Below are 19,111 nucleotides of genomic sequence, written 5' to 3'. Positions count from 1 at the left end.
GTCCGTATTCATCGACGGGCGTGTAACAGCGGTTAAGGGGCGGACGGGGCGCGGGAATCTCGACGGCATGACGCACAACACCCCGCTCTCCCCCCGCCCCGTACGCCGCCTCTCCGAGGTGAGCCGCCGGGTGATGTCCACGGCCCGTCTGCGCGCCCACGGCATCTCGACGGCCGAACTCAACGAGCAGTGCCGCCCCGGCGGCCCCTGGCGGCAGATCCTCCCCGGCATCGTCCTGCTCCACCCCGGTCCGCCCACGAGCGAGGAGCGCCTGCACGCGGCACTGCTGTACGCGGCGCGCGAGTCGGCGGCGGGGATGCCGGGTGTGCCGTCCCAGCCGAGCGCGGACGAACCGCACCGCCCGGTGTACAAGGAGGCGGTGATCACGGGCCTGGCGGCCCTGGCCCTCTACGGCTTCGCCTCCGCTCCCCCGCTCACCTCGCTGGACCGCATCGACGTGCTGGTCCCGCGGCTGCGCCGGCTGCGCACGACGGGCTGCGTCCGCATCCTGCGCACCCCGGCCCTGCCCACCCCCCGCCAGGTCACCGGGCTCCCGGTCGCTCCGGTGGCGCGCGCCCTGGCCGACGCGGTGGCGGAACTGACCGAGGGGGGTGCCGTACGCCGGCTGCTGACCGAGGCGGTACGCGCCGGGCACTGCGAACCGGCCGCGGTGGTACGGGAGTTGACCCAGGCGAAGCTGCTGAGCCGGCCGCACGTGGTGGACGCGGTGGACTCGCTCGTGGCCGAGGGCAGGGCGATGGCGGAGGAGCGCCTGTACCGGATGGTGCGCGAGCACGGCCTGCCCGACCCGGTCTGGAACGTGGACCTGAGGCTCCCGGGCGGCCCCCACCTCGGCGGCCTGGACGCGTACTGGCCGGAACAGGCGGTCGCGGTGGAACTGGACACCCGGGCCCCGCGCCAGGACGACGACGCCCTGTGGTCGGAGTACGCCCGCAAGCGCGAGCACCTGGAGCGCCTGGGCATCACGGTCGTCCACCTCACCCCCAGGAAGCTCAGGCACTCCCTGGAACAGCAGGCGGCGGTGGTGCGCACGGCCCTGATGGCCTCGAACGACCGCGAGCCGGCCGCGTATGTCCTGGTACTGCCCCGATAGGGACGGACCGGGGCAACAGGAGGGGAGAGGAGGGGCCGCCGGCCGACCGCCGGGGCCCCTCCTCGTCGTACGCGGACCTGTGGCGGTCCCGGCCCGTAGTGTGACTGTGGTGACCGACGAACCCGTGATACTGCGCCCCGTCCGCGAGGACGACCTGCCGATGCTGGAGCGGTTCCTGACGGACCCCGAGGCCACCGGCCCCTTCCAGTGGTACGGCTGGTCGGACCCGGGGCGCTTCAGACGCCGCTGGGACGAGAACGGCCTGTTGGGGGACGACGGCGGCCAGTTGATGGTGGCGACCGACACCGACCGGCTCGGATTCGTGGCCTGGCGGAAGGTCGTCACCGGGCCCGCCTCGTACTGCTGGAACATGGGGATCCAGCTGGCGCCGCACGCCTGCGGCCGCGGAGTCGGCACCCGGGCGCAACGGCTCCTGGCCCGCTATCTGTTCGCGCACACTCCCGTGGTCAGGATCGAGGCGGACACCGAGGCGGAGAACATCGCCGAGCAGCGCGCGCTGGAGAAGGCCGGCTTCACCCGGGAGGGCGTGCTCCGCAGCATCGTCTTCCGCGACGGGCAGTGGCGCGACGGCGTCTCCTACAGCGTGCTGCGCGACGACGTCAGCCTCGCCTGAACCGTCCCCTCTAAACCCCGACATCGCCATCCGCAACGCCAAGAAGCCCAACGGCCCCGCCCTCCTGCTCCCCGCCGAGGCGTGGCAGGCATTCATCGCGCACGTCACCGACATATGAGGCGTGAACGCGGTCGATCAGCGCAGCGTACGCCGCGATCATCCGCGTACGGCTGAACCGCTCACGGCTGCGGGCCAGGATCGGCGCGAAGGCGGCACGCCCGGCGATCGCGCCGGTCCAGGCCAGAGCGATGGCGCCCGGGTCCGGAGGCGTGACGAAGCCGTGCCCGGCGACGATGGACGCGCTGTCGCCGACATCCGTCGTGACCGGCACCGCGCCGCACATCATGCCCTCGATGAGGCAGAGCGGGGCCGCCTCCCCGGAGATGGAGGTGAGGGCGACGACATCGGCGCCGGCGTAGACGGCTTCCATGTCGCGCCGTACCCCGAGCAGGTGCACGCGCTCGCGGAGCGCCTGCTCGTCGGGCCCGAAGGCGACGGCGATGTCCGCCCACAGGGCCGGGTTGTCCTCGGTCATCCCGGCGCCGCACATCACCACGTGTCCGCCGCCCTCGCGGGCCAGCCACTCGCGCGCGGCGCGCAGGAAGAGGGGAACGTTCTTCATGGTGGCGTACCGGGCGGCGAAGACGACCACGGGCGCGGAGGCCGGGATCCCGAGTGAGGCGCGGAACGCGACCCGCACCGCGGGATCGGGCCGGAACCGCAGCAGATCGACCCCATTCGGAATCACGTGCAGCAGGTCGGCCGGAATCCCGGCGGCCTGGTACGCGTCGCGGGTGGACTCGGCGCAGCACACGCACGCGACGACCGTGCCGTCGGCGATGGCGGCCCTGAGCTCGTCCAGGGCCGGGCCCTGGTTCTCGGGGTCGGACCGGTGCAGAGAGACGACCACTGGCCGTCGCGGCAGCCCGGCCTGGTTCAGCAGGGCGAGCGGCTGCTCCTTGAGGGAGAGGATCACATCGGCCCCGGCCATGGCGCGGGCTGTTTCGGCCAGCTCGGGTCCGCTGAAAACAGACGCCGCGACGGAGCCGTCGACCAGCCCCGCGCTGCGCCCCAGGGACGTGACGTCGATGCCACCCGCCGTGAGCGAGCGGTAACAGGTGTCGTCCTCCATCCGCTGCCGGGTGGCCTCGCGGTGCACCTCGCCATGGATGCTCAGCACCCGATGACGCTGCTGGCCGCCCTCGGCCAGCCCCAGCACCACATCACTGTGAACGATCCGGGCTCCGCCGGAGAAGAATCCCTCGTAGACCGAGAGCACACGCAGTCCGTGCCTCGCGCGCACACGACCACCCGCCTTGCACAAAATCGAGCCATCCCCGTCAACAGCGGGTTAGCCGATATAAGGCGGTACGGACATTTCACACAGATGAACACAAGGTCTCACGTCGAAGTCCGATCGGATGACCTTGAGTGACTGATTCCAGGGGAATCACCTGCCGCAGAACTCGCCCTCCACCACCGCGTCACTGTCCCCCGCCCAGTCGCCGTTGAAGTTGAACGCCAGCGCGTGGCGGCCGTCGGCCGTGGTTGTCGCGGAGGATGTGGAGCCGTGGATTCCGCCGTCGTGGCCCCAGACGTGGACTCCGCAGGAGAGGGTGCGGTCCATGAGGCCGAGGCCGTAGCCGGTGTTCGGGGCGCCCTCGATCTTCACCGTGGTCTTCATCTCCTTCAGCTGCTCCGGCGGGAGGAGGTCGCCGCGCAGGAGGGCACGGTAGAAGCGGTCGAGATCGGCGGAGTCAGAGATCATCTCGCCCGCGGACGACGCCAGGGAGGGGTTCAGCTTCGTGACGTCGTACGTCGGGCCCGTGGCCGTCTGCGCGAGCTTGGAGTAGGCGCGGCTGCTGGGGTGCGGGACCGTGGCCCGGGTGCCGGGCAGGGAGGTCGCCCTCAGGTGCAGCTGGCCGATGATGCGGTGGGTGATCTCGTGGGCGTACGAGTGGCCCGTGACGCTCTTGATCACCATTCCGGCGAGTATGTAGTTGGTGTTGGAGTAGTTCCAGGAGGTGCCCGGCGCGAAGTCCGGCTTGTGCTTCATCGCGACCGCGACGAGCTGGGCCGGGGTGAGTGTGTCGTAGCGGTGCCGGAGGAAGCCTTCCGCCAGGAAGTAGGTGCGGCCGAAGTCTTCGTCCGCCGTGTAGTTGTAGATGCCGCTGGTGTGATTGAGGAGTTGGCGGATCGTGATCCGGCTGCCGTCGTGGCCGTGGCCGTGCACCACGCCCGGCAGCCACTTCTCCACCGTGTCGTCCAGGGACAGCCGTCCCTCCGCCTCCAGTTGGAGGAGGACCGTCGCCACGAACGTCTTGGTGATGCTGCCGACGCGGTAGCGGTCGTCCGCCGAACGCGCGGCGCCCGTGCGGAGGTCGCCGACGCCGGCCGTGGCGGACCAGATGCCGTGGGCGTCCTTGGCGGTCGCGGTGACGCCGGGCACCCCCGCCTGGACCGCCGCCTCGACGGCCCGGCGGGTGGCGGAGTGCCCGGCGCCGGCTCCGGCGGGGCCGGCGGCCAGGGCCGGTCCCGCCAGCGCGGCCGACAGGACCAGGGTCGTGGCGCCCACCAGTGTCGTACGTACGGACATGTCTTCCCCCAACTTCGCCGTCGAGCTCGGTCGGGGGGAGGGACCCGCGGAGATCGGCGCGGGTTGCCTGCCGGAGAGCCGGTTGAGTGACTTTCAGCCCTTCTTCAGCACCAGTTCCGTGTTCCGGTCGTTCGCGTCGCCCGCGAGGGTCTTGCTGGCGCCGGGGGCGTTGAAGGACAGCTCGCGGTAGAGGGCGGCCAGGCCCGTCTGGCTGAGGTCGGCGAAGTTCGTCCGGTGGGGGGCGGCCGACTCGATGAGCGTGGTGAAGATCGACAGCGTGCCGTCCTTGTTGTCGACCAGCTCGATCACCCGGGCGAGCTGCGGATAGTCGACGTGCGAGGCGGTGGAGATCTCCCAGAAGGAACGGCCGCCGGACGCGGCGTGCGGGGTGACCACGTTCTTGTGGATGTGACCGTTCACCCAGGCCAGCACGTTGGCGTGGCTGCTGAGGAGGGACACGACCTCGGCTCCGTTGTGCCGGCGCTCACCGGGGTGGGCCGGGTCCGGGCGGGTGTTGGTCATCGTCTTGCTGGTGTGGTGGCTGAAGACGACGGCGTACGAGTCCTTGTTGTCCCGCAGCGTCCTGTCCAGCCACTTCAGCTGGGCCGTGCCGATGGAGCCCTCGTAGTGGCCGCCGGCGTCGGTGGTGTCGAGGCTGATGCCGATCACGTCGTCGGCGATGCGGAAGGTGTAGTACTGCGTGCCCGCGTCCAGGTTGGCGGAGGAATAGCCGTGGCCGACCGGTCCGATGCCCTGGTGGGACGGGTCCAGATGGGCCTTCAGATAGTCGGCGGAGGTGTACGGGGCGCGCTTCTCGTCCGCGGTGACCGAGCGCATGGACCGCGCGTGGGCCTTGAGGAAGTCCCGGTAGCCGACGCCCTTGGGGTCCTTGGCGTTCTTGATGGCGTTCTTGATGGCGTCCTGGAGCTTCTTGGCGTCGGCAGCGGACACGTTCATCAGCTTCTTGCCGCCGATGGCCGCCTCGGCGAGGTAGGGGTCGCCGTGGGAGCCGTAGCAGCCGAGGGGCAGCGCGTCGTGGTTGCCGACGGTGGAGTACCAGGGCAGGTTGAGGCCGGGGCTGCGGACCTCCCGGACGGCGGCCGCCAAGAAGCCCTTGAGGTGCGGGAATCCAAGCGCCTTGTCGCCGTCGCGGAGTGTGGAGTCCGGCTGCCAGTACAGCTTGAGACCGCTGTTCTGGACGCCCTCGTAGTGCCGCGCGTCACCGGAGTCGGGGGTGATGCGGCCGCCGCTCATGACCTTCATGAACCACTCCAGTTCGGAGTGGGCGTTGTTGTCGGTGTTGTCGCCGGTGGTCATGACGAAGTGCAGCGGGGAGCCGGTGACCGGGGCGCCCCGCAGCGCGTTGACCCGCTCGACGAGCGAGACGGCGCCCTGCACGGTCAGCACCTCCTGCGGGCGCCAGGCGTGCGGGTCCGTGGAGCGCAGGAACTCCAGGCGCAGCGGGTGCTGGACGTCCATCAGGTGCAGATCGGTGAACTGCACGAAGGCGGCGAGGGGCGTACGGCGGCCCGCGCGGCCGGACTTGGGGGCGGCGAGCTCACCGCGCACGACGCGCTTCCAGCCGGCGCCGTCACCCAGGCGGCGGTATCCGGAGCCGGTGCGGGGTGCGGCGACCGTGGCGAGGGTGGTGCCCTTGGTGTAGGGGGCGAGGGGGGCCGCCGCGGCCATGGGGGTCCCCCCGGTCGAGCGAAGCCGAGACTGGGGGAGGGAGGAGGCGACCGGTGCCTCGGACGTGGTGGCGGCCTGGCTGTCGGTGGGGCGCAGGGCGTAGCCGATGCCCGCGGAGACGGACACCGCTCCGGCGGCGGCGAGGACGGTACGGCGGTTGACCCCCAGCGCGGAGGTGGCGACAGAGCGTATGCGCGACATGGCGCGATCTCCCCGAGTACGAACGCGTCGGCTGTGGTCGCGGGCGATCGCTGTCGCGAACATCCCGCTCACTTTGGATCGTTGGCAGCGGGGATGACCTGCGCGTGAACGCGACGGCAACGGGCAGCGCCGATCTCCGTACGTGGATCACGCCGTACGGGGGCGGTCATGGAGTGGATTTCGGGTGGCCCGGGGGCGGTCACTCAGTGTTCATCTCACGGGGTAGGGGACGGACCCCGGACCCACGGCGGGCGAAGCCTCTTCCCACCCCCCGTCAGACGGATTCCACCCGCCCCTGCGCCGGTCGCTCGCGCCACAGCCGCAGGGCGATGTCGACCAGGCGCACCCGGGTGAGTCCGGGCACCGCGGACAGGTCCTGCCAGGCGGCCAGGTCGGTGGAGCCGTCGATCTCGTTGCGGAGTTCACCGCCGACGACCTCGCCCTCGTAGATGATCCGTACGCCGTGGTGGTCCGTGGCGGAGCGCAGCCCCTGGCGCCCGCGCAGGTGGCGGAGCGAATCCACGCCGAGAAGACCGGTCACCTCGATGCGGTAGCCGGTCTCCTCGGTCACCTCCCGGCGGACGGTGTCGTAGGGATCCTCACCGTGCTCCATGCCACCACCGGGCAGCACCCACTCGGGGGTGCCGTCGGGGGCCGGGGAGCGGGCAAGCAGGATCTGTCCGTCGCGGACGCACACGGCGTAGGCCGCCACCCTCAACTTCTCGCGCACGGAGGGACGTTAACGCGCCCGCCCGGAATCGGCAGGCGAGTATCCGGGGCGGGGGCGGGCCGGAGCCGACGGACGCCAACCGGTCACGTAACCTTGAGTGGTTAGCGGAGAAGGAGTGAGTGCCCGATGTCCGTCAGCCCCGACCCCCGTCCGCTCACCGGTGAGCCGCTCTCGCTCGATCTGCTCAACACGCGGTGGAACCGGGACGGCGTCACCCAGGATCTGCTCACCGGCACCGAGGGGCTGGCGGTGTGGCTGGCGAGCAATGGGCTGGCGGGCGAGTACGCCGCCGACGCGGAGGTGCTGCGTCACCTTCTTCAGGCGCGGGACGCGCTGCAGGCCGTGGTGGACGGGTCGCCCGAGGAAGGCGCGCCGCTCGTCGACGCGGTCCTCGCGCACGGCCGGATCCGGCCCACGCTCACCGCCGACGGGCCGGGCGAGCGGGCCGAGTTCAGTGATCCCGCCTGGGGACCGGCCTGGCTCGCCGCCCGCGACTATCTGGAGCTGCTCGCCACCGCCCCCGACCGGATCCGCGGCTGCGCCCATGAGTCGTGCGTCCTGCACTTCTTCGACACGTCGAGGAACGGCACTCGCCGCTGGTGCTCCATGGCCGCGTGCGGCAACCGCGCGAAGGCGTCCCGGCATTACGCCCGTTCCAAGGAAGAAAACTGATCGATTCGGGATTTAACCCCCCACATCCAATAGCGGGTTTTCCCCATACATCGATTTCGATTCGGTCAACACTCCCCAAAGTTCCGTCTCTTGGGTAAAGCTGTGCGCTCGTCCGGCACGGAAGTCTCCACCTACAAGGGATGCCGATGACCCACACCCCCGAGCGCGAACCCATACCCGGCCCGAGACGCCTGGCCCGCATTGCCGTGGCCGTCGGCGTGGTGGCCGCTCTCTCCGCGGCAGGGCCGATACCCATGGCCTTCTCCGCCGACGCACCGCCCTCGGCCGCCGACCCGGGCGTCAAGTCCGCCCACGACAAGCTCGGTTCGGACGACGCCGACCTGCTCGCCGAGGCCAAGGCCGCCGGGGACAAGAACGTCACGATGATGATCGCGACCGCCCCGGGCAAGACCGAGCAGGTCGCTCAGGAGCTGGACGCGGTCAAGGGCGGCTCGGTGGGCCGTACGTACGACAAGCTCGGCTATGTCCGCGCCACCGTCCCGACCGGCAGGGCCGACGCGGCGATCGCCGCCGCCGCGAAGCTGTCCTCGGTGCACGCCATCGACCTGCGCCAGGAGATCCAGCTCGACGACCCGGCACCGAGCGCGGACACCGCCAAGGGGGCCAAGAGCTCGGGGACCGCGGCCACTTACCCGGCGCCGGGCAAGAACACCCCGGCCGCGAACCCGTACAACCCGTCCTTCGAGACCGGCGCCGTCGACTTCGTCAAGGAGCACCCGAAGGCGGACGGCCGCGGCATCACCATCGGCATCCTGGACTCCGGCGTCGACCTCGGCCACCCGGCGCTGCAGAAGACCACCACCGGCGAGCGGAAGATCGTCGACTGGGTGACGGCGACCGACCCGATCGTCGACAGCGACCAGACCTGGCGTCCGATGGTGACGGCCGTGTCCGGACCGAGCTTCAGCTACGGCGGCAGGACCTGGACGGCGCCCGCGGGGTCGTACCAGATCAGCACGTTCAAGGAGTCGTACACCACCGGCGGTGACGCGGCGGGCGACGCCAACCGGGACGGCGACACCACCGACTCCTGGGGCGTCCTGTACGACGCGGCGGCCGGCACAGTCACCGTCGACCTGAACAACAACTACGACTTCTCCGACGACACGCCGATGAAGCCGTACAAGGACGGCTACCAGATCGGCTACTTCGGCACCGACAACCCGGCCACCGACGTGGTCGAGCGGCAGCCGTTCGTCGTGCAGATCCGCAAGGACGTCCCGATGGACCCGTACGGCGGGTCCTGGGTCGGCAAGAAGGCCGACTTCGTCAACATCGGCGTCATCGAGTCCGAGCACGGCACCCACGTCGCCGGCATCACCTCCGCCAACGGCCTGTTCGGCGGGAAGATGAACGGCGCCGCCCCCGGCGCGAAGATCGTCTCCTCCCGCGCCTGCACCTGGACCGGCGGCTGCACCAACGTCGCGCTCACCGAGGGCATGATCGACCTCGTCGCGGGCCGCGGCGTCGACATCGTCAACATGTCCATCGGCGGTCTCCCGGCGCTCAACGACGGCAACAACGCGCGCGCCGAGCTGTACACGCGCCTCATCGACACCTACGGCGTCCAACTGGTCATCTCCGCGGGCAACTCCGGCCCCGGCGCCAACACCATCGGCGACCCCGGCCTGGCCGACAAGGTCATCTCGGTCGGCGCGGGCATCTCCAAGGAGACCTGGGCCGCCAACTACGGCTCCGCCGTGGAGAAGAAGTACGCGCTGCTGCCCTTCTCCTCCCGCGGCCCGCGCGAGGACGGCGGCTTCACGCCGACGCTCGTCGCGCCCGGCGCCTCGATCAACTCCACCCAGACCTGGCTGCCCGGTGGCCCGGTCGCCGAGGCGGGCTACTCCCTGCCGGCCGGCTACTCGATGCTCCAGGGCACCTCGATGGCCTCCCCGCAGGCGACCGGCGCGAGCGCGCTGCTGCTGAGCGCCGCCAAGCAGAAGGGCATCGCCCTCAGCCCGGCCGACCTGCGCACGGCTCTCACCTCGACCGCCCACCACATCAAGGGTGCGCAGGCGTACGAGGAGGGTGCGGGCCGTATCGACATCGTCGACGCCTGGGACGCGATCCGCGACGAGGCGACCGCGCACGACTACACGGTCAAGGCGCCCGTCGACACCGCGATCGACTTCGCCCTGAAGACGCCGGGCTTCGGCACGGGCCTGTACGACCGCGAGGGCGGTCTGAAGGCGGGGCAGAAGAAGTCGTACGACGTCACCATCACCCGTACCTCCGGCCCGGACCGGGCGCTGTGGCACGAGCTGAACTTCGTGAACAACGCCGGTGACACCTTCCGGATCGTCGGCGACGACATGGTGAAGCTGCCGCTGAACCAGCCGGTGACCGTCAAGGTCCAGGCGGCTCCGCGGTCCGCGGGCATCAAGAGCGCGATCCTGGAGGTCGACGACCCGAGGACCGAGGGCGTCGACAAGCAGATCCTCACCACGGTCGTCGTGTCGACCCCGGTCGCCTACACCGTCTCCGCGTCGGGTTCGGTGCAGCGCAACAGCACCCGTTCGTACTTCCTGAACGTCCCGGCGGGCGCCAAGTCCCTGGAGGTCGCGATGAGCGGCCTGAAGGACAAGAGCCAGACGCGGTTCATCGCGATCCACCCGTACGGCGTTCCGGTCGACAACACCTCGACGCCGTTCTGCTACAACAACTACCTGGACGGCAACGGCTGCAAGCCCGACGTGCGCTCGTACGCGGACCCGCAGGCCGGCGTCTGGGAGATCGAGGTCGAGTCGCGCCGTACGTCGCCGCTGCTCGACAACCCGTACAAGCTGGACGTCACCGTCCTCGGCGCGGCCTTCGACCCGGAGACCGTGACCGTGCCCGAGGCCAAGGTCGGCAGCCCGGCCGCCGTCTCCTGGAAGGTGACCAACAAGTACGCGGCCCTGGACGGCAAGCTCGTCGGCGGCCCGCTCGGCTCCTCGAAGACGGCCCGGCCGTCGATCAAGGAGGGCGAGACCCAGACCACCACGGTGACCGTGCCCGAGGGCGCCAAGTCGCTGGACGTGGCCATCGGCGGGGTCTCCGACACGGCGGCCGACCTCGACCTGACGGTGTACGACGCGAGCGGCAAGCAGGTCGCGCAGTCCGCGGACGGCGACTCCGAGGAGGCGGTCTCCATCGCCTCGCCGGCCGCCGGCACCTACACCGTCGAGGTCGTGGGCTACTCGGTTCCGGCCGGCTCGACCGACTACGACTACCGGGACGTGTTCTTCTCCTCCACGCTCGGCTCCGTCACCGTCGACGGCTCGGCGCCGGTGAAGCTCGGCACGGGTGACTCGGCCACGGTGACCGGTCAGGTCACGGCGGCCGCGCCGGCCCCCGAGGGACGCGAGTTCTTCGGCCGGGTCCAACTGGTCGACGCGCGCGGGACGGTCGCGGGCGTGGGCAGCGTGCAGATCGAGAAGGTCACTCCGTAACACCGGTTCGGACAGAGGGGGCGGGCGTCCTGGTGGGCGCCCGCCCCTTCGTGTGCGCGGGTCATCCGCAGGCGGGAGTGCCGGTCGCGGACGGCGACGCGTCGGGGACGAGGGCGGCCCGCTCGTCGGCGATCTCCTGCTTGCCGGTCACCCACAGGTCCGGGACGGCGGCCCGGTCCGCGAAGCCGACCAGCACGTGTTCGCCCTCGCGGGGGGCCGGGTCGATCGACTCGTCCGTGAGGAAGGTGAGTTCGTCCTTGCCCTCGGCCGGCTTGTAGTAGTGGGTCACGCGCAGGGTGACCCGCCGCTGTTCGGTGCCCGGGACCCGCTCGACGGCGGTCACACGGCCCTCGACCACGAGCAGGGCGCAGGCCGTGTACATCGGCCCACGGCCCGACTTTCCGTCGGCGGCCTTGGCCGCGCTGTCGCTCGCCCCGCCCGCCATGGTGCTCCCCGTCTGGGTCAGCAGCCAGGCCATCCCGGACAGCACGGCCGCCACGGCAACCACGGCAAGGGCCCCGAAGGCGAGGTTCAGCGCCCGGGGCCGACGGGTGCGCACGGGTCGTACCGCGCTCACCGGTGCCGGCTTCGGTGCCGCCGCGGGCTCGGCCAACGCCTCGGCGAGGAGGCCCAGTTGTTCCCGGAGCAGCGCCACATCGGCCGCCGCGGCGCCGTGTTCGGCCATGAACGCGGCATCGGCGCGGGCCTCGTCCGGCAGCGGCCGGTCCATGAGGACGGCCATCAGCGCGTCCAGGCCGGAGTCGCCGCCGTCGTGTGCGCCGTATCCATCGTGTCCGCCGTATCCATCGTGTCCGTCGTATCCATCGTGTTCGGCGGTCACGTCACACCACCTCGTCCTCGTGCAGGCGGGCGCGCAGGGCCCGTACCGCCGTGTGCAGCCTGCTCTTGACCGTGCCCTCGGGAATGCCGAGCTCCTCGGCTATCCCGCGCACCGGCAGGTCGGCGTAGAAGCGCAGGACGACGACCTGGCGCTGGCTGTCGGGCAGGTCGTCCAGGCCCTGGGCCACAGCGAGGGAGAGCACGCTGGTGTCCTCGCCGGAGGGGTGGTCGCCCTGCCGGAGCGAGGCCAGCCGCTCGCCGAGCCGTTCCTGGCGGCGCTTGGCGCGGTGCCAGTCCATGGCGAGGTTGGAGGCGACGACCGCCGCCCAGGCCGAGACGTCCCGCGGCGCCTCCTCGCCCTTCGCGGCCCGCTCCAGCAGCCGAAGGCGGACCTGCTGCACCCCGTCCAGCAGGTCCGCCTGAGGCACCCCGCCCAGCGCGAGCACCGCCCGCACCCGGCGTTCCTGGGCCGCGTCCAGCGGATCGTCCCCTCCGTGATCCGCACCCTGGCCGCGGCGGGCCTTTCTGCGCAGCACAGCCACCCCTCCCCTCGCCGCGTTTCCCCTATGACGCGGGCGCGGGCCGAAACGTTCGCGGTGATTTTCCGCGATCTTCCGGACCCCGCTCCTCCACTTGATCCACTCGGCTCCGACGCATCGACTTCACGCCGCCTCCGCTGTCACCATGAACCCCATGTCGCACATCACCAAAGGCGCGAACACCCCTGTCCCCGCCCGCCCGTTGCGGGTCGCGGTCTGCCGACGGAACGTTCCCGGGACGCCGGTCGTGGACGCGTCGGCCCTGCTGCTCGACGCGGCGGGCAAGGTCCGCGGCGACGCCGACCTCGTGTTCTACAACCAGCCCGCGCACCCCTCCGGGGCGGTACGGCACACGGGGGCGGGCGAGGGCGACGGGATGCTCGCCGAGTGGCTGGAGGTGGACCTGCCGCGCGTCGAGCCGGAGATACAGCGGGTGCTGATCGCGGGCTCCTGCGACGGCGGGGTGTTCGGGCAGGTGCCCGGGCTGTATGTGCAGGCGGTGACGGCGGACGGCGCGCTGGTGGTGCACTACGCGGTGACCGACGCGTCGAGCGAGACCGCGTTCGTGCTCGGGGAGTTCTACCGGCGCAACGGGGAGTGGAAGTTCCGGGCGGTCGGACAGGGGTACGCCTCCGGGCTCGCGGGACTGGCGACGGACTTCGGCATCGCGGTGGAGGAGCCGACCCCGGCACCGGCGCCGGCACCGGCACCGGTGCCCCCGCCGCCCACTGTCCCTACGGCGCCGCCCGTCGCGGCCCGCCCCTCCCCCGCCGCCCCGCAGGACGCCGCGCCGCACTCCTTCGGCCCCGAGTTCCCGCCGTACGTCCAGCGCGGCCGCGGCAACGGCGTCGTCTCCGTGGACGCGCCCCTGCCACCGGGCCCGGTGATCGTGGAGGCCTGGCACGAGGGCGACGGCTACTTCGGGATGCACACCCTGACCCGCCGCAACAAGGACGACGAGCTCCTCTACAACAGCACCCTGCGCGACTTCCGCGGCCGCGCCTTCGTGCTGCCCCCGGCGGACCGCCCGCTGCGGTTGCGGGTGGAGGCCGACCACGACTGGACGGTGTCCGTACAGCCGCTGTCGGTGGCCCGCCGGATCGGCCATGGCCCGCTGAGCGGCTACGGGCCGGAGGTCATCGCCTACACCGGCACGGCGGCCGATCTCGACGTCGACTTCGCGGGCGACGAGGACGGCGGAGGCTACTTCGGGCTGAAGTGCCTGGAGGCCCGGTATCTCGGCAGGCCCGACGAGTACGACCTGCTGGTCAACGACACCGACCCGTTCCGCCAGACCGTGCCCCTGCCCGACGGCCCCCTGCTGCTGCTCCTGGAGGCCGACGGCCCCTGGCAGCTCACCGCCCGGACCCTGCCCGTGTTCGACGGGGCCGCCGCGCAGGCCGCCGGTGCCTGGACGGGCCGCGGCGACCGCACGGTCACCCTCGCCAACCCGGCCCCCGGACGCCCCGCGCTGCTGGAGTACTCCTTCACCGACGCCGGCACCTTCGCGTCGTACCGGGTCAAGCTGCTCGACGAGTACGACGACGAGGAGACGTTCCTGGAGGGCTCCCGGCACGGCAGGCACGGCCGCACCGTGCTCTTCCGCAAGGGCGAGCCGGAGGTGCGGCTGAAGGTGGAGGACGGCGGCGACTGGAGCCTGCGTCTGCTGCCGATCGAGCAGGTGCCGCCGCTCACCGGCGCCGCGGAGGGCCGCGGCAGCACGGTGTTCCGCTACGACGGCCCGCCCGCGCTGCTCGGTCTGCGCCGCACCACCTCCGACACGGAGCCGCTGGAGACCCGCACCCTGCAGGCCGACGGGCAGCTGCGGATCTCCGCCGACAGCGTGGGGCGGCGCCGCCCGACCGTCGGACCGGTGTGGGTCTCGGCCGCCGGGTACTGCTATGTGCACGTCTTCGCCGCGAGCGTCGACACCGCTTGGCGGATCGAGACCGCGGACACGGCCTCCGTACCGGTGCTCGGCAAGCTCGTGGAGGGCCAGGGCTATGGAGTCGTACGTCACACCGGGCCCGAGGCCGAGGTGATGGTCAAGCACGAGCCGCGCGGGATGCTGGACCTGGTGGTGCTCTGGGAACTGGACGAACGCCTGGAACCGGTGCGCCGGATCAGCACGGCTTCCGGTCTGCAGCGCGTTCCGGGAGGATTCCTCCAGATCAGGACGTCCGGCAAGTGGAGCATCGAGCTGCGCGGCTGACGTGAGACCCGTCCCATTCCTCGGGCAAAGGATTGGACACGTGGGCCGGGGTGAGACGCATCATGGAAAGGCCCCGGCCACGCAGGGGGCACCAGCAAGCCATGTGAAGGAGTCGCAGTGAGGGTCGGAATCGTCGGAGCCACCGGTCAGGTCGGCACGGTCATGCGCAGGATCCTCACGGAGCGCGACTTCCCGATGGACGAGCTGCGGCTGTTCGCCTCGGCCCGCTCGGCCGGCACGGTCCTCGACGGTGTGACGGTGGAGGACGCGGCGACCGCCGACTACACCGGCCTGGACATCGTCCTCTTCTCGGCGGGCGGCGCGACCTCCAAGGCGCTGGCCGAGAAGGTCGCCGCCCAGGGTGCCGTGGTGATCGACAACTCCTCCGCATGGCGCAAGGACCCTCAGGTGCCGCTGGTGGTCTCCGAGGTGAACCCGCACGCGATCGCCGACCGGCCCAAGGGCATCATCGCCAACCCGAACTGCACCACGATGGCCGCGATGCCGGTGCTGAAGCCGCTGCACGCCGAGGCGGGCCTGGAGGCGCTGGTCGTCGCCACCTACCAGGCGGTGTCCGGGTCCGGGCTCGCGGGTGTGGCGGAGCTGCACGGGCAGGCGCAGAAGGTGATCGCCGACGCGGACAGGCTGACCCACGACGGCGAGGCGGTCGACTTCCCGGAGCCGGGCGTCTACAAGCGTCCCATCGCCTTCAACGTGCTCCCCTTCGCAGGCAACCTCGTCGACGACGGCCTGAACGAGACCGACGAGGAGCAGAAGCTCCGCAACGAGTCCCGCAAGATCCTGGAGATCCCGGCCCTCAAGGTCTCCGGCACCTGTGTACGCGTCCCGGTCTTCTCCGGCCACTCGCTGCAGGTCAACGCCCGTTTCGCACGCCCGATCGCCCCGGAGCGGGCGGCCGAGCTGCTCGCCGACGCGCCGGGTGTCGTCCTCACCGACATCCCCACCCCCCTCCAGGCGGCCGGCAAGGACCCCTCGTACGTCGGCCGCATCCGCCGCGACGAGACCGTCGAGCACGGCCTGGCCCTGTTCATCTCCAACGACAACCTCCGCAAGGGCGCGGCCCTGAACGCCGTCCAGATCGCGGAACTGGTGGCGGCGGAGCTCACCGCGAAGTAACGCGCGGCAACCAGCACGGAAGGGGCGGCCACGATCGCGTGGCCGCCCCTTCCGCATGCCCGGGGCCCGCCCTACGGCCGCCGCACCTCGTACAGGAAGCACCCGTACTCCACGGCCCGTACGTGCACGAGCGCCACCTCGGGGTCGGCGAAGGCCTCCGTGAAGGCCCGCTCGAAGTCGCCGGGGTGCTCGACCAGCCGGCCGCCCAGGATGTGCCCGTCGTAGGAGTAGCGGCGGACGGTGCGATGGGCCTCGGCGAAGGGCGGGCCGCCGCCGTCCGGCCCCGGGCACTCCTGCGCATGGATGAAGACGGGGCCCTGCTCGTCGTAGGCGCCCGGCTCGGCGCCGGTCCGGGCCGCCCAGCGGCGCAGGGGTGCGTAGGAGACGAGGGCGATCCGCTCGCCGGGGACGCTCCGGCGCAGACAGCAGCGCAGCGGCGCACCACCCTCCTCGTCCGTCACGGGAACCGTCTCGCGTCCCGCGTCGTCAGTGGAACGCAGCTCCTTCAGGACCGGCGGGTCGATGGGTCGTGCGGTGTACGTCGTCATGTGCCCAGGCTGGCGCGATCGGGCCCCGCCGACCGGCGGGATCCGGACATCGCGTTCCGCGCGGGTCCCATGGAAGGATGGCGCAACCCACACATAACGAGGAGATGACCGCGTGCCTGGCACAAACCTGACTCGCGATGAGGCGCAGCAGCGGGCGAAGCTGCTGACCGTTGACTCGTACGAGATCGATCTCGACCTCTCCGGCGCGCAGGAGGGCGGCACCTACAGGTCCGTGACCACGGTGCGCTTCGACGTCACCGACAACGGTGCCGAATCCTTCATCGACCTGGTGGCCCCGACGGTCCACGAGGTGACCCTCAACGGCGACCCGCTCGACCCCGACCAGGTCTTCAAGGACTCGCGGATCGCCCTGCCGGGCCTCCTGGAGGGCCGCAACATCCTCCGTGTCGTCGCCGACTGCGCGTACACCAACACCGGCGAGGGCCTGCACCGCTTCGTCGACCCGGTCGACGAGCAGGCCTACCTCTACACCCAGTTCGAGGTGCCCGACGCCCGCCGGGTCTTCGCCTCCTTCGAGCAGCCGGACCTCAAGGCCACCTTCCAGTTCACGGTGAAGGCACCGACCGGCTGGACGGTCATTTCCAACTCGCCGACGCCCGAGCCCAAGGACTCGCTGCCCAACGTATGGGTCTTCGAGCCGACGCCGCGCATCTCGTCGTACATCACCGCGCTGATCGTCGGCCCGTACCACTCGGTGCACAGCGTGTACGAGAAGGACGGCAAGTCGGTCCCGCTCGGCATCTACTGCCGTCCCTCGCTCGCCGAGTTCCTCGACTCGGACGCGATCTTCGAGGTGACCCGGCAGGGCTTCGACTGGTTCCAGGAGAAGTTCGACTACGCGTACCCGTTCAAGAAGTACGACCAGCTCTTCGTGCCGGAGTTCAACGCGGGCGCGATGGAGAACGCGGGCGCGGTGACCATCCGCGACCAGTACGTCTTCCGGTCCAAGGTGACCGACGCGGCGTACGAGGTCCGCGCGGAGACGATCCTGCACGAGCTGGCCCACATGTGGTTCGGCGACCTGGTCACCATGGAGTGGTGGAACGACCTGTGGCTGAACGAGTCGTTCGCCACCTACACCTCCATCGCCTGCCAGGCCTACGCCCCCGGGTCGCGCTGGCCGCACGCGTGGACCACGTTCGCGAACTCCATGAAGACGTGGGCCTACCGGCAGGACCAGCTGCCGTCCACCCACCCGATCATGGCCGAGATCAACGACCTGGACGACGTGCTCGTCAACTTCGACGGCATCACTTACGCCAAGGGCGCGTCCGTCCTCAAACAGCTCGTCGCGTACGTCGGCATGGACGAGTTCTTCAAGGGCGTGCAGGCCTACTTCAAGGCCCACGCCTACGGCAACACCCGCCTGTCCGACCTGCTGGGCGCGCTGGAGGAGACCTCCGGGCGCGATCTGAAGACCTGGTCGAAGAAATGGCTGGAGACGGCCGGCATCAACGTCCTGCGCCCGGAGATCGAGGCGGACGCCGAGGGTGTCATCACCTCCTTCGCCATCCGCCAGGAGGCCCCGGCCCTGCCCGCCGGCGCCAAGGGCGAGCCCACGCTGCGCCCGCACCGGATCGCGGTCGGTCTGTACGAGCTCGACGGCGAGAGCGGCAAGCTGGTCCGCGCGGACCGCATCGAGCTGGACGTGGACGGCGAGCTGACCGCCGTACCGCAGCTGGCCGGCCGGCGCCGCCCGGACGTCGTCCTGCTCAACGACGACGACCTGTCGTACGCCAAGGTCCGCCTGGACGAGAAGTCCCTGGCCTTCGTGACCGAGCACCTCGGCGACTTCGAGTCCTCCCTGCCCCGCGCCCTGTGCTGGGCGTCGGCCTGGGACATGACCCGGGACGCCGAGCTCGCCACCCGCGACTACCTCAGCCTGGTCCTGTCGGGGATCGGCAAGGAGTCCGACATCGGCGTCGTGCAGTCGCTGCAGCGCCAGGTGAAGCTGGCCATCGAGCTGTACGCCGACCCGGCCGCCCGCGAGGCCCTGCTCACCCGCTGGACGGACGCCACGCTGGCCCATCTGCGCTCCGCCGCGCCGGGCAGCGACCACCAGCTGGCCTGGGCCCGGGCGTTCGCCGCGACCGCCCGTACGCCGGAGCAGCTGGACCTTCTCGAAGGTCTGCTGGACGGCACCCAGACGATCGAGGGCCTGGTCGTCGACACGGAGCTGCGCTGGGCGTTCGTGGAGCGCCTCGCGGCGGTGGGCCGCTTCGACGAGACGGAGATCGCGGGCGAGTACGAGCGCGACAGGACCGCGGCCGGTGAGCGGCACGCGGCCACCTCGCGCGCGGCCCGCCCGACGCCCGAGGCCAAGGCGGAGGCGTGGGCGTCGGTCATCGAGTCCGACAAGCTCCCGAACGCCGTGCAGGAGGCCGTGATCGGCGGCTTCGTCCAGACCGACCAGCGCGAGCTGCTGGCGCCGTACACGGAGAAGTTCTTCGAGGTCCTGAAGGACATCTGGGACTCCCGTTCGCACGAGATCGCCCAGCAGATCGTGATCGGCCTCTACCCGTCGATCCAGGTGTCCGAGGAGACCCTCGCCAAGACGGACGCCTGGCTCGCCTCGGCCGAGCCCAACGCGGCCCTGCGCCGCCTCGTCTCGGAGTCCCGCTCGGGCGTGGAGCGGGCCCTGAAGGCACAGGCGGCGGACGCGGCGGCCGCCTAGTCCGTACGGTGACGAGGGGCGCCCGGTGATCCACCGGGCGCCCCTCACT

14 protein-coding genes and 1 pseudogene are annotated in these 19,111 nt (G+C 71.1%); 8 read left to right on the top strand and 7 right to left on the bottom strand.

The window, feature by feature from the left end:
- The first annotated feature begins 67 nt into the window (after positions 1-67).
- The 3 genes and pseudogenes from ACZ4EG_RS01895 (at position 68) to ACZ4EG_RS01885 (ending at position 1,866) form a co-directional block, all read left to right on the top strand.
- The gene (locus tag ACZ4EG_RS01895; RefSeq protein ID WP_467789185.1) at positions 68-1,114 is read left to right on the top strand and encodes a hypothetical protein; all 1,047 of its coding nucleotides are present in this window, start codon (positions 68-70) and stop codon (positions 1,112-1,114) included.
- Positions 1,092-1,640, top strand: a pseudogene (locus ACZ4EG_RS01890) (GNAT family N-acetyltransferase); the annotation flags it as partial. The gene ACZ4EG_RS01895 and the pseudogene ACZ4EG_RS01890, both read left to right, overlap by 23 nt.
- Complete coding sequence (locus ACZ4EG_RS01885) at positions 1,558-1,866, top strand: DUF397 domain-containing protein (RefSeq protein WP_467789461.1); 309 nt, start codon at positions 1,558-1,560, stop codon at positions 1,864-1,866. The pseudogene ACZ4EG_RS01890 and the gene ACZ4EG_RS01885, both read left to right, overlap by 83 nt.
- Here the strand turns inward: ACZ4EG_RS01885 and ACZ4EG_RS01880 are convergent.
- From ACZ4EG_RS01880 to ACZ4EG_RS01865, 4 genes are all read right to left on the bottom strand, one after another.
- Entirely contained in the window at positions 1,759-3,027 is a 1,269-nt protein-coding gene (locus ACZ4EG_RS01880; protein WP_467789460.1) for a glycosyltransferase, read from the bottom strand. The genes ACZ4EG_RS01885 and ACZ4EG_RS01880 overlap by 108 nt on opposite strands.
- 171 nt (positions 3,028-3,198) lie before the next feature.
- A complete protein-coding gene (locus tag ACZ4EG_RS01875) occupies positions 3,199-4,344 on the bottom strand; it encodes a serine hydrolase domain-containing protein (protein WP_467789184.1) in 1,146 nt (381 codons plus the stop codon).
- 93 nt (positions 4,345-4,437) lie between these two features.
- The gene (locus tag ACZ4EG_RS01870; RefSeq protein WP_467789183.1) at positions 4,438-6,234 is read right to left on the bottom strand and encodes a TIGR03767 family metallophosphoesterase; all 1,797 of its coding nucleotides are present in this window, start codon (positions 6,232-6,234) and stop codon (positions 4,438-4,440) included.
- Positions 6,235-6,508: 274 nt separating this feature from the next.
- Positions 6,509-6,964 (bottom strand): NUDIX hydrolase, encoded by a 456-nt coding sequence (locus tag ACZ4EG_RS01865; RefSeq protein ID WP_453552430.1) that lies wholly within the window; start codon positions 6,962-6,964, stop codon positions 6,509-6,511.
- Positions 6,965-7,090: 126 nt separating this feature from the next.
- On the opposite strand from ACZ4EG_RS01865, the gene ACZ4EG_RS01860 reads away from it, so the two are divergent.
- Together ACZ4EG_RS01860 and ACZ4EG_RS01855 are read left to right on the top strand one after the other, a co-directional pair.
- Positions 7,091-7,636: a CGNR zinc finger domain-containing protein gene (locus ACZ4EG_RS01860; protein WP_467789182.1), complete on the top strand. Its 546-nt coding sequence runs from the start codon at positions 7,091-7,093 to the stop codon at positions 7,634-7,636.
- Positions 7,637-7,782: 146 nt separating this feature from the next.
- Positions 7,783-11,091, top strand: coding sequence for a S8 family serine peptidase (locus tag ACZ4EG_RS01855; RefSeq protein WP_467789181.1), 3,309 nt, complete (start codon positions 7,783-7,785; stop codon positions 11,089-11,091).
- 61 nt (positions 11,092-11,152) lie between these two features.
- Here ACZ4EG_RS01855 and ACZ4EG_RS01850 read toward each other — a convergent pair whose 3' ends face one another.
- Together ACZ4EG_RS01850 and ACZ4EG_RS01845 are read right to left on the bottom strand one after the other, a co-directional pair.
- Positions 11,153-11,932, bottom strand: a complete 780-nt coding sequence (locus ACZ4EG_RS01850; protein ID WP_467789180.1) for a hypothetical protein — start codon at positions 11,930-11,932, stop codon at positions 11,153-11,155.
- 1 nt (position 11,933) lies between these two features.
- A complete protein-coding gene (locus ACZ4EG_RS01845) occupies positions 11,934-12,473 on the bottom strand; it encodes a sigma-70 family RNA polymerase sigma factor (protein ID WP_263208820.1) in 540 nt (179 codons plus the stop codon).
- Positions 12,474-12,624: 151 nt separating this feature from the next.
- Between ACZ4EG_RS01845 and ACZ4EG_RS01840 the strand changes: the two genes are divergently transcribed.
- Positions 12,625-14,682: a TerD family protein gene (locus ACZ4EG_RS01840; RefSeq protein WP_467789179.1), complete on the top strand. Its 2,058-nt coding sequence runs from the start codon at positions 12,625-12,627 to the stop codon at positions 14,680-14,682.
- A 117-nt stretch (positions 14,683-14,799) separates the two neighbouring features.
- On the top strand, positions 14,800-15,819 hold the full coding sequence (locus ACZ4EG_RS01835) for an aspartate-semialdehyde dehydrogenase (RefSeq protein WP_467789178.1): 1,020 nt from the start codon (positions 14,800-14,802) through the stop codon (positions 15,817-15,819).
- A 71-nt stretch (positions 15,820-15,890) separates the two neighbouring features.
- Here the strand turns inward: ACZ4EG_RS01835 and ACZ4EG_RS01830 are convergent, their stop codons facing one another.
- Positions 15,891-16,367 (bottom strand): DUF1203 domain-containing protein, encoded by a 477-nt coding sequence (locus ACZ4EG_RS01830; protein WP_467789177.1) that lies wholly within the window; start codon positions 16,365-16,367, stop codon positions 15,891-15,893.
- Positions 16,368-16,479: 112 nt separating this feature from the next.
- Between ACZ4EG_RS01830 and pepN the strand changes: the two genes are divergently transcribed.
- The gene (gene pepN, locus ACZ4EG_RS01825; protein ID WP_467789176.1) at positions 16,480-19,062 is read left to right on the top strand and encodes an aminopeptidase N; all 2,583 of its coding nucleotides are present in this window, start codon (positions 16,480-16,482) and stop codon (positions 19,060-19,062) included.
- The last annotated feature ends 49 nt before the right edge of the window (positions 19,063-19,111 follow it).

Source organism: Streptomyces sp. NPDC025638, assembly GCF_055558775.1.
The sequence above is the reverse complement of the archived record's forward strand: the minus strand, read 5'-3'. Positions and strand labels throughout refer to the sequence as shown.

Excerpts from the sequence above, each read along its gene's own strand:
- ACZ4EG_RS01895 (WP_467789185.1), top strand. The coding sequence starts at position 68 with ATGACGCACAACACCCCGCTCTCCCCCCGCCCCGTACGCCGCCTCTCC.
- ACZ4EG_RS01875 (WP_467789184.1), bottom strand. The coding sequence starts at position 4,344 with ATGTCCGTACGTACGACACTGGTGGGCGCCACGACCCTGGTCCTGTCG.
- ACZ4EG_RS01870 (WP_467789183.1), bottom strand. The coding sequence starts at position 6,234 with ATGTCGCGCATACGCTCTGTCGCCACCTCCGCGCTGGGGGTCAACCGC.
- ACZ4EG_RS01860 (WP_467789182.1), top strand. The coding sequence starts at position 7,091 with ATGTCCGTCAGCCCCGACCCCCGTCCGCTCACCGGTGAGCCGCTCTCG.
- ACZ4EG_RS01855 (WP_467789181.1), top strand. The coding sequence starts at position 7,783 with ATGACCCACACCCCCGAGCGCGAACCCATACCCGGCCCGAGACGCCTG.
- ACZ4EG_RS01840 (WP_467789179.1), top strand. The coding sequence starts at position 12,625 with ATGTCGCACATCACCAAAGGCGCGAACACCCCTGTCCCCGCCCGCCCG.
- ACZ4EG_RS01830 (WP_467789177.1), bottom strand. The coding sequence starts at position 16,367 with ATGACGACGTACACCGCACGACCCATCGACCCGCCGGTCCTGAAGGAG.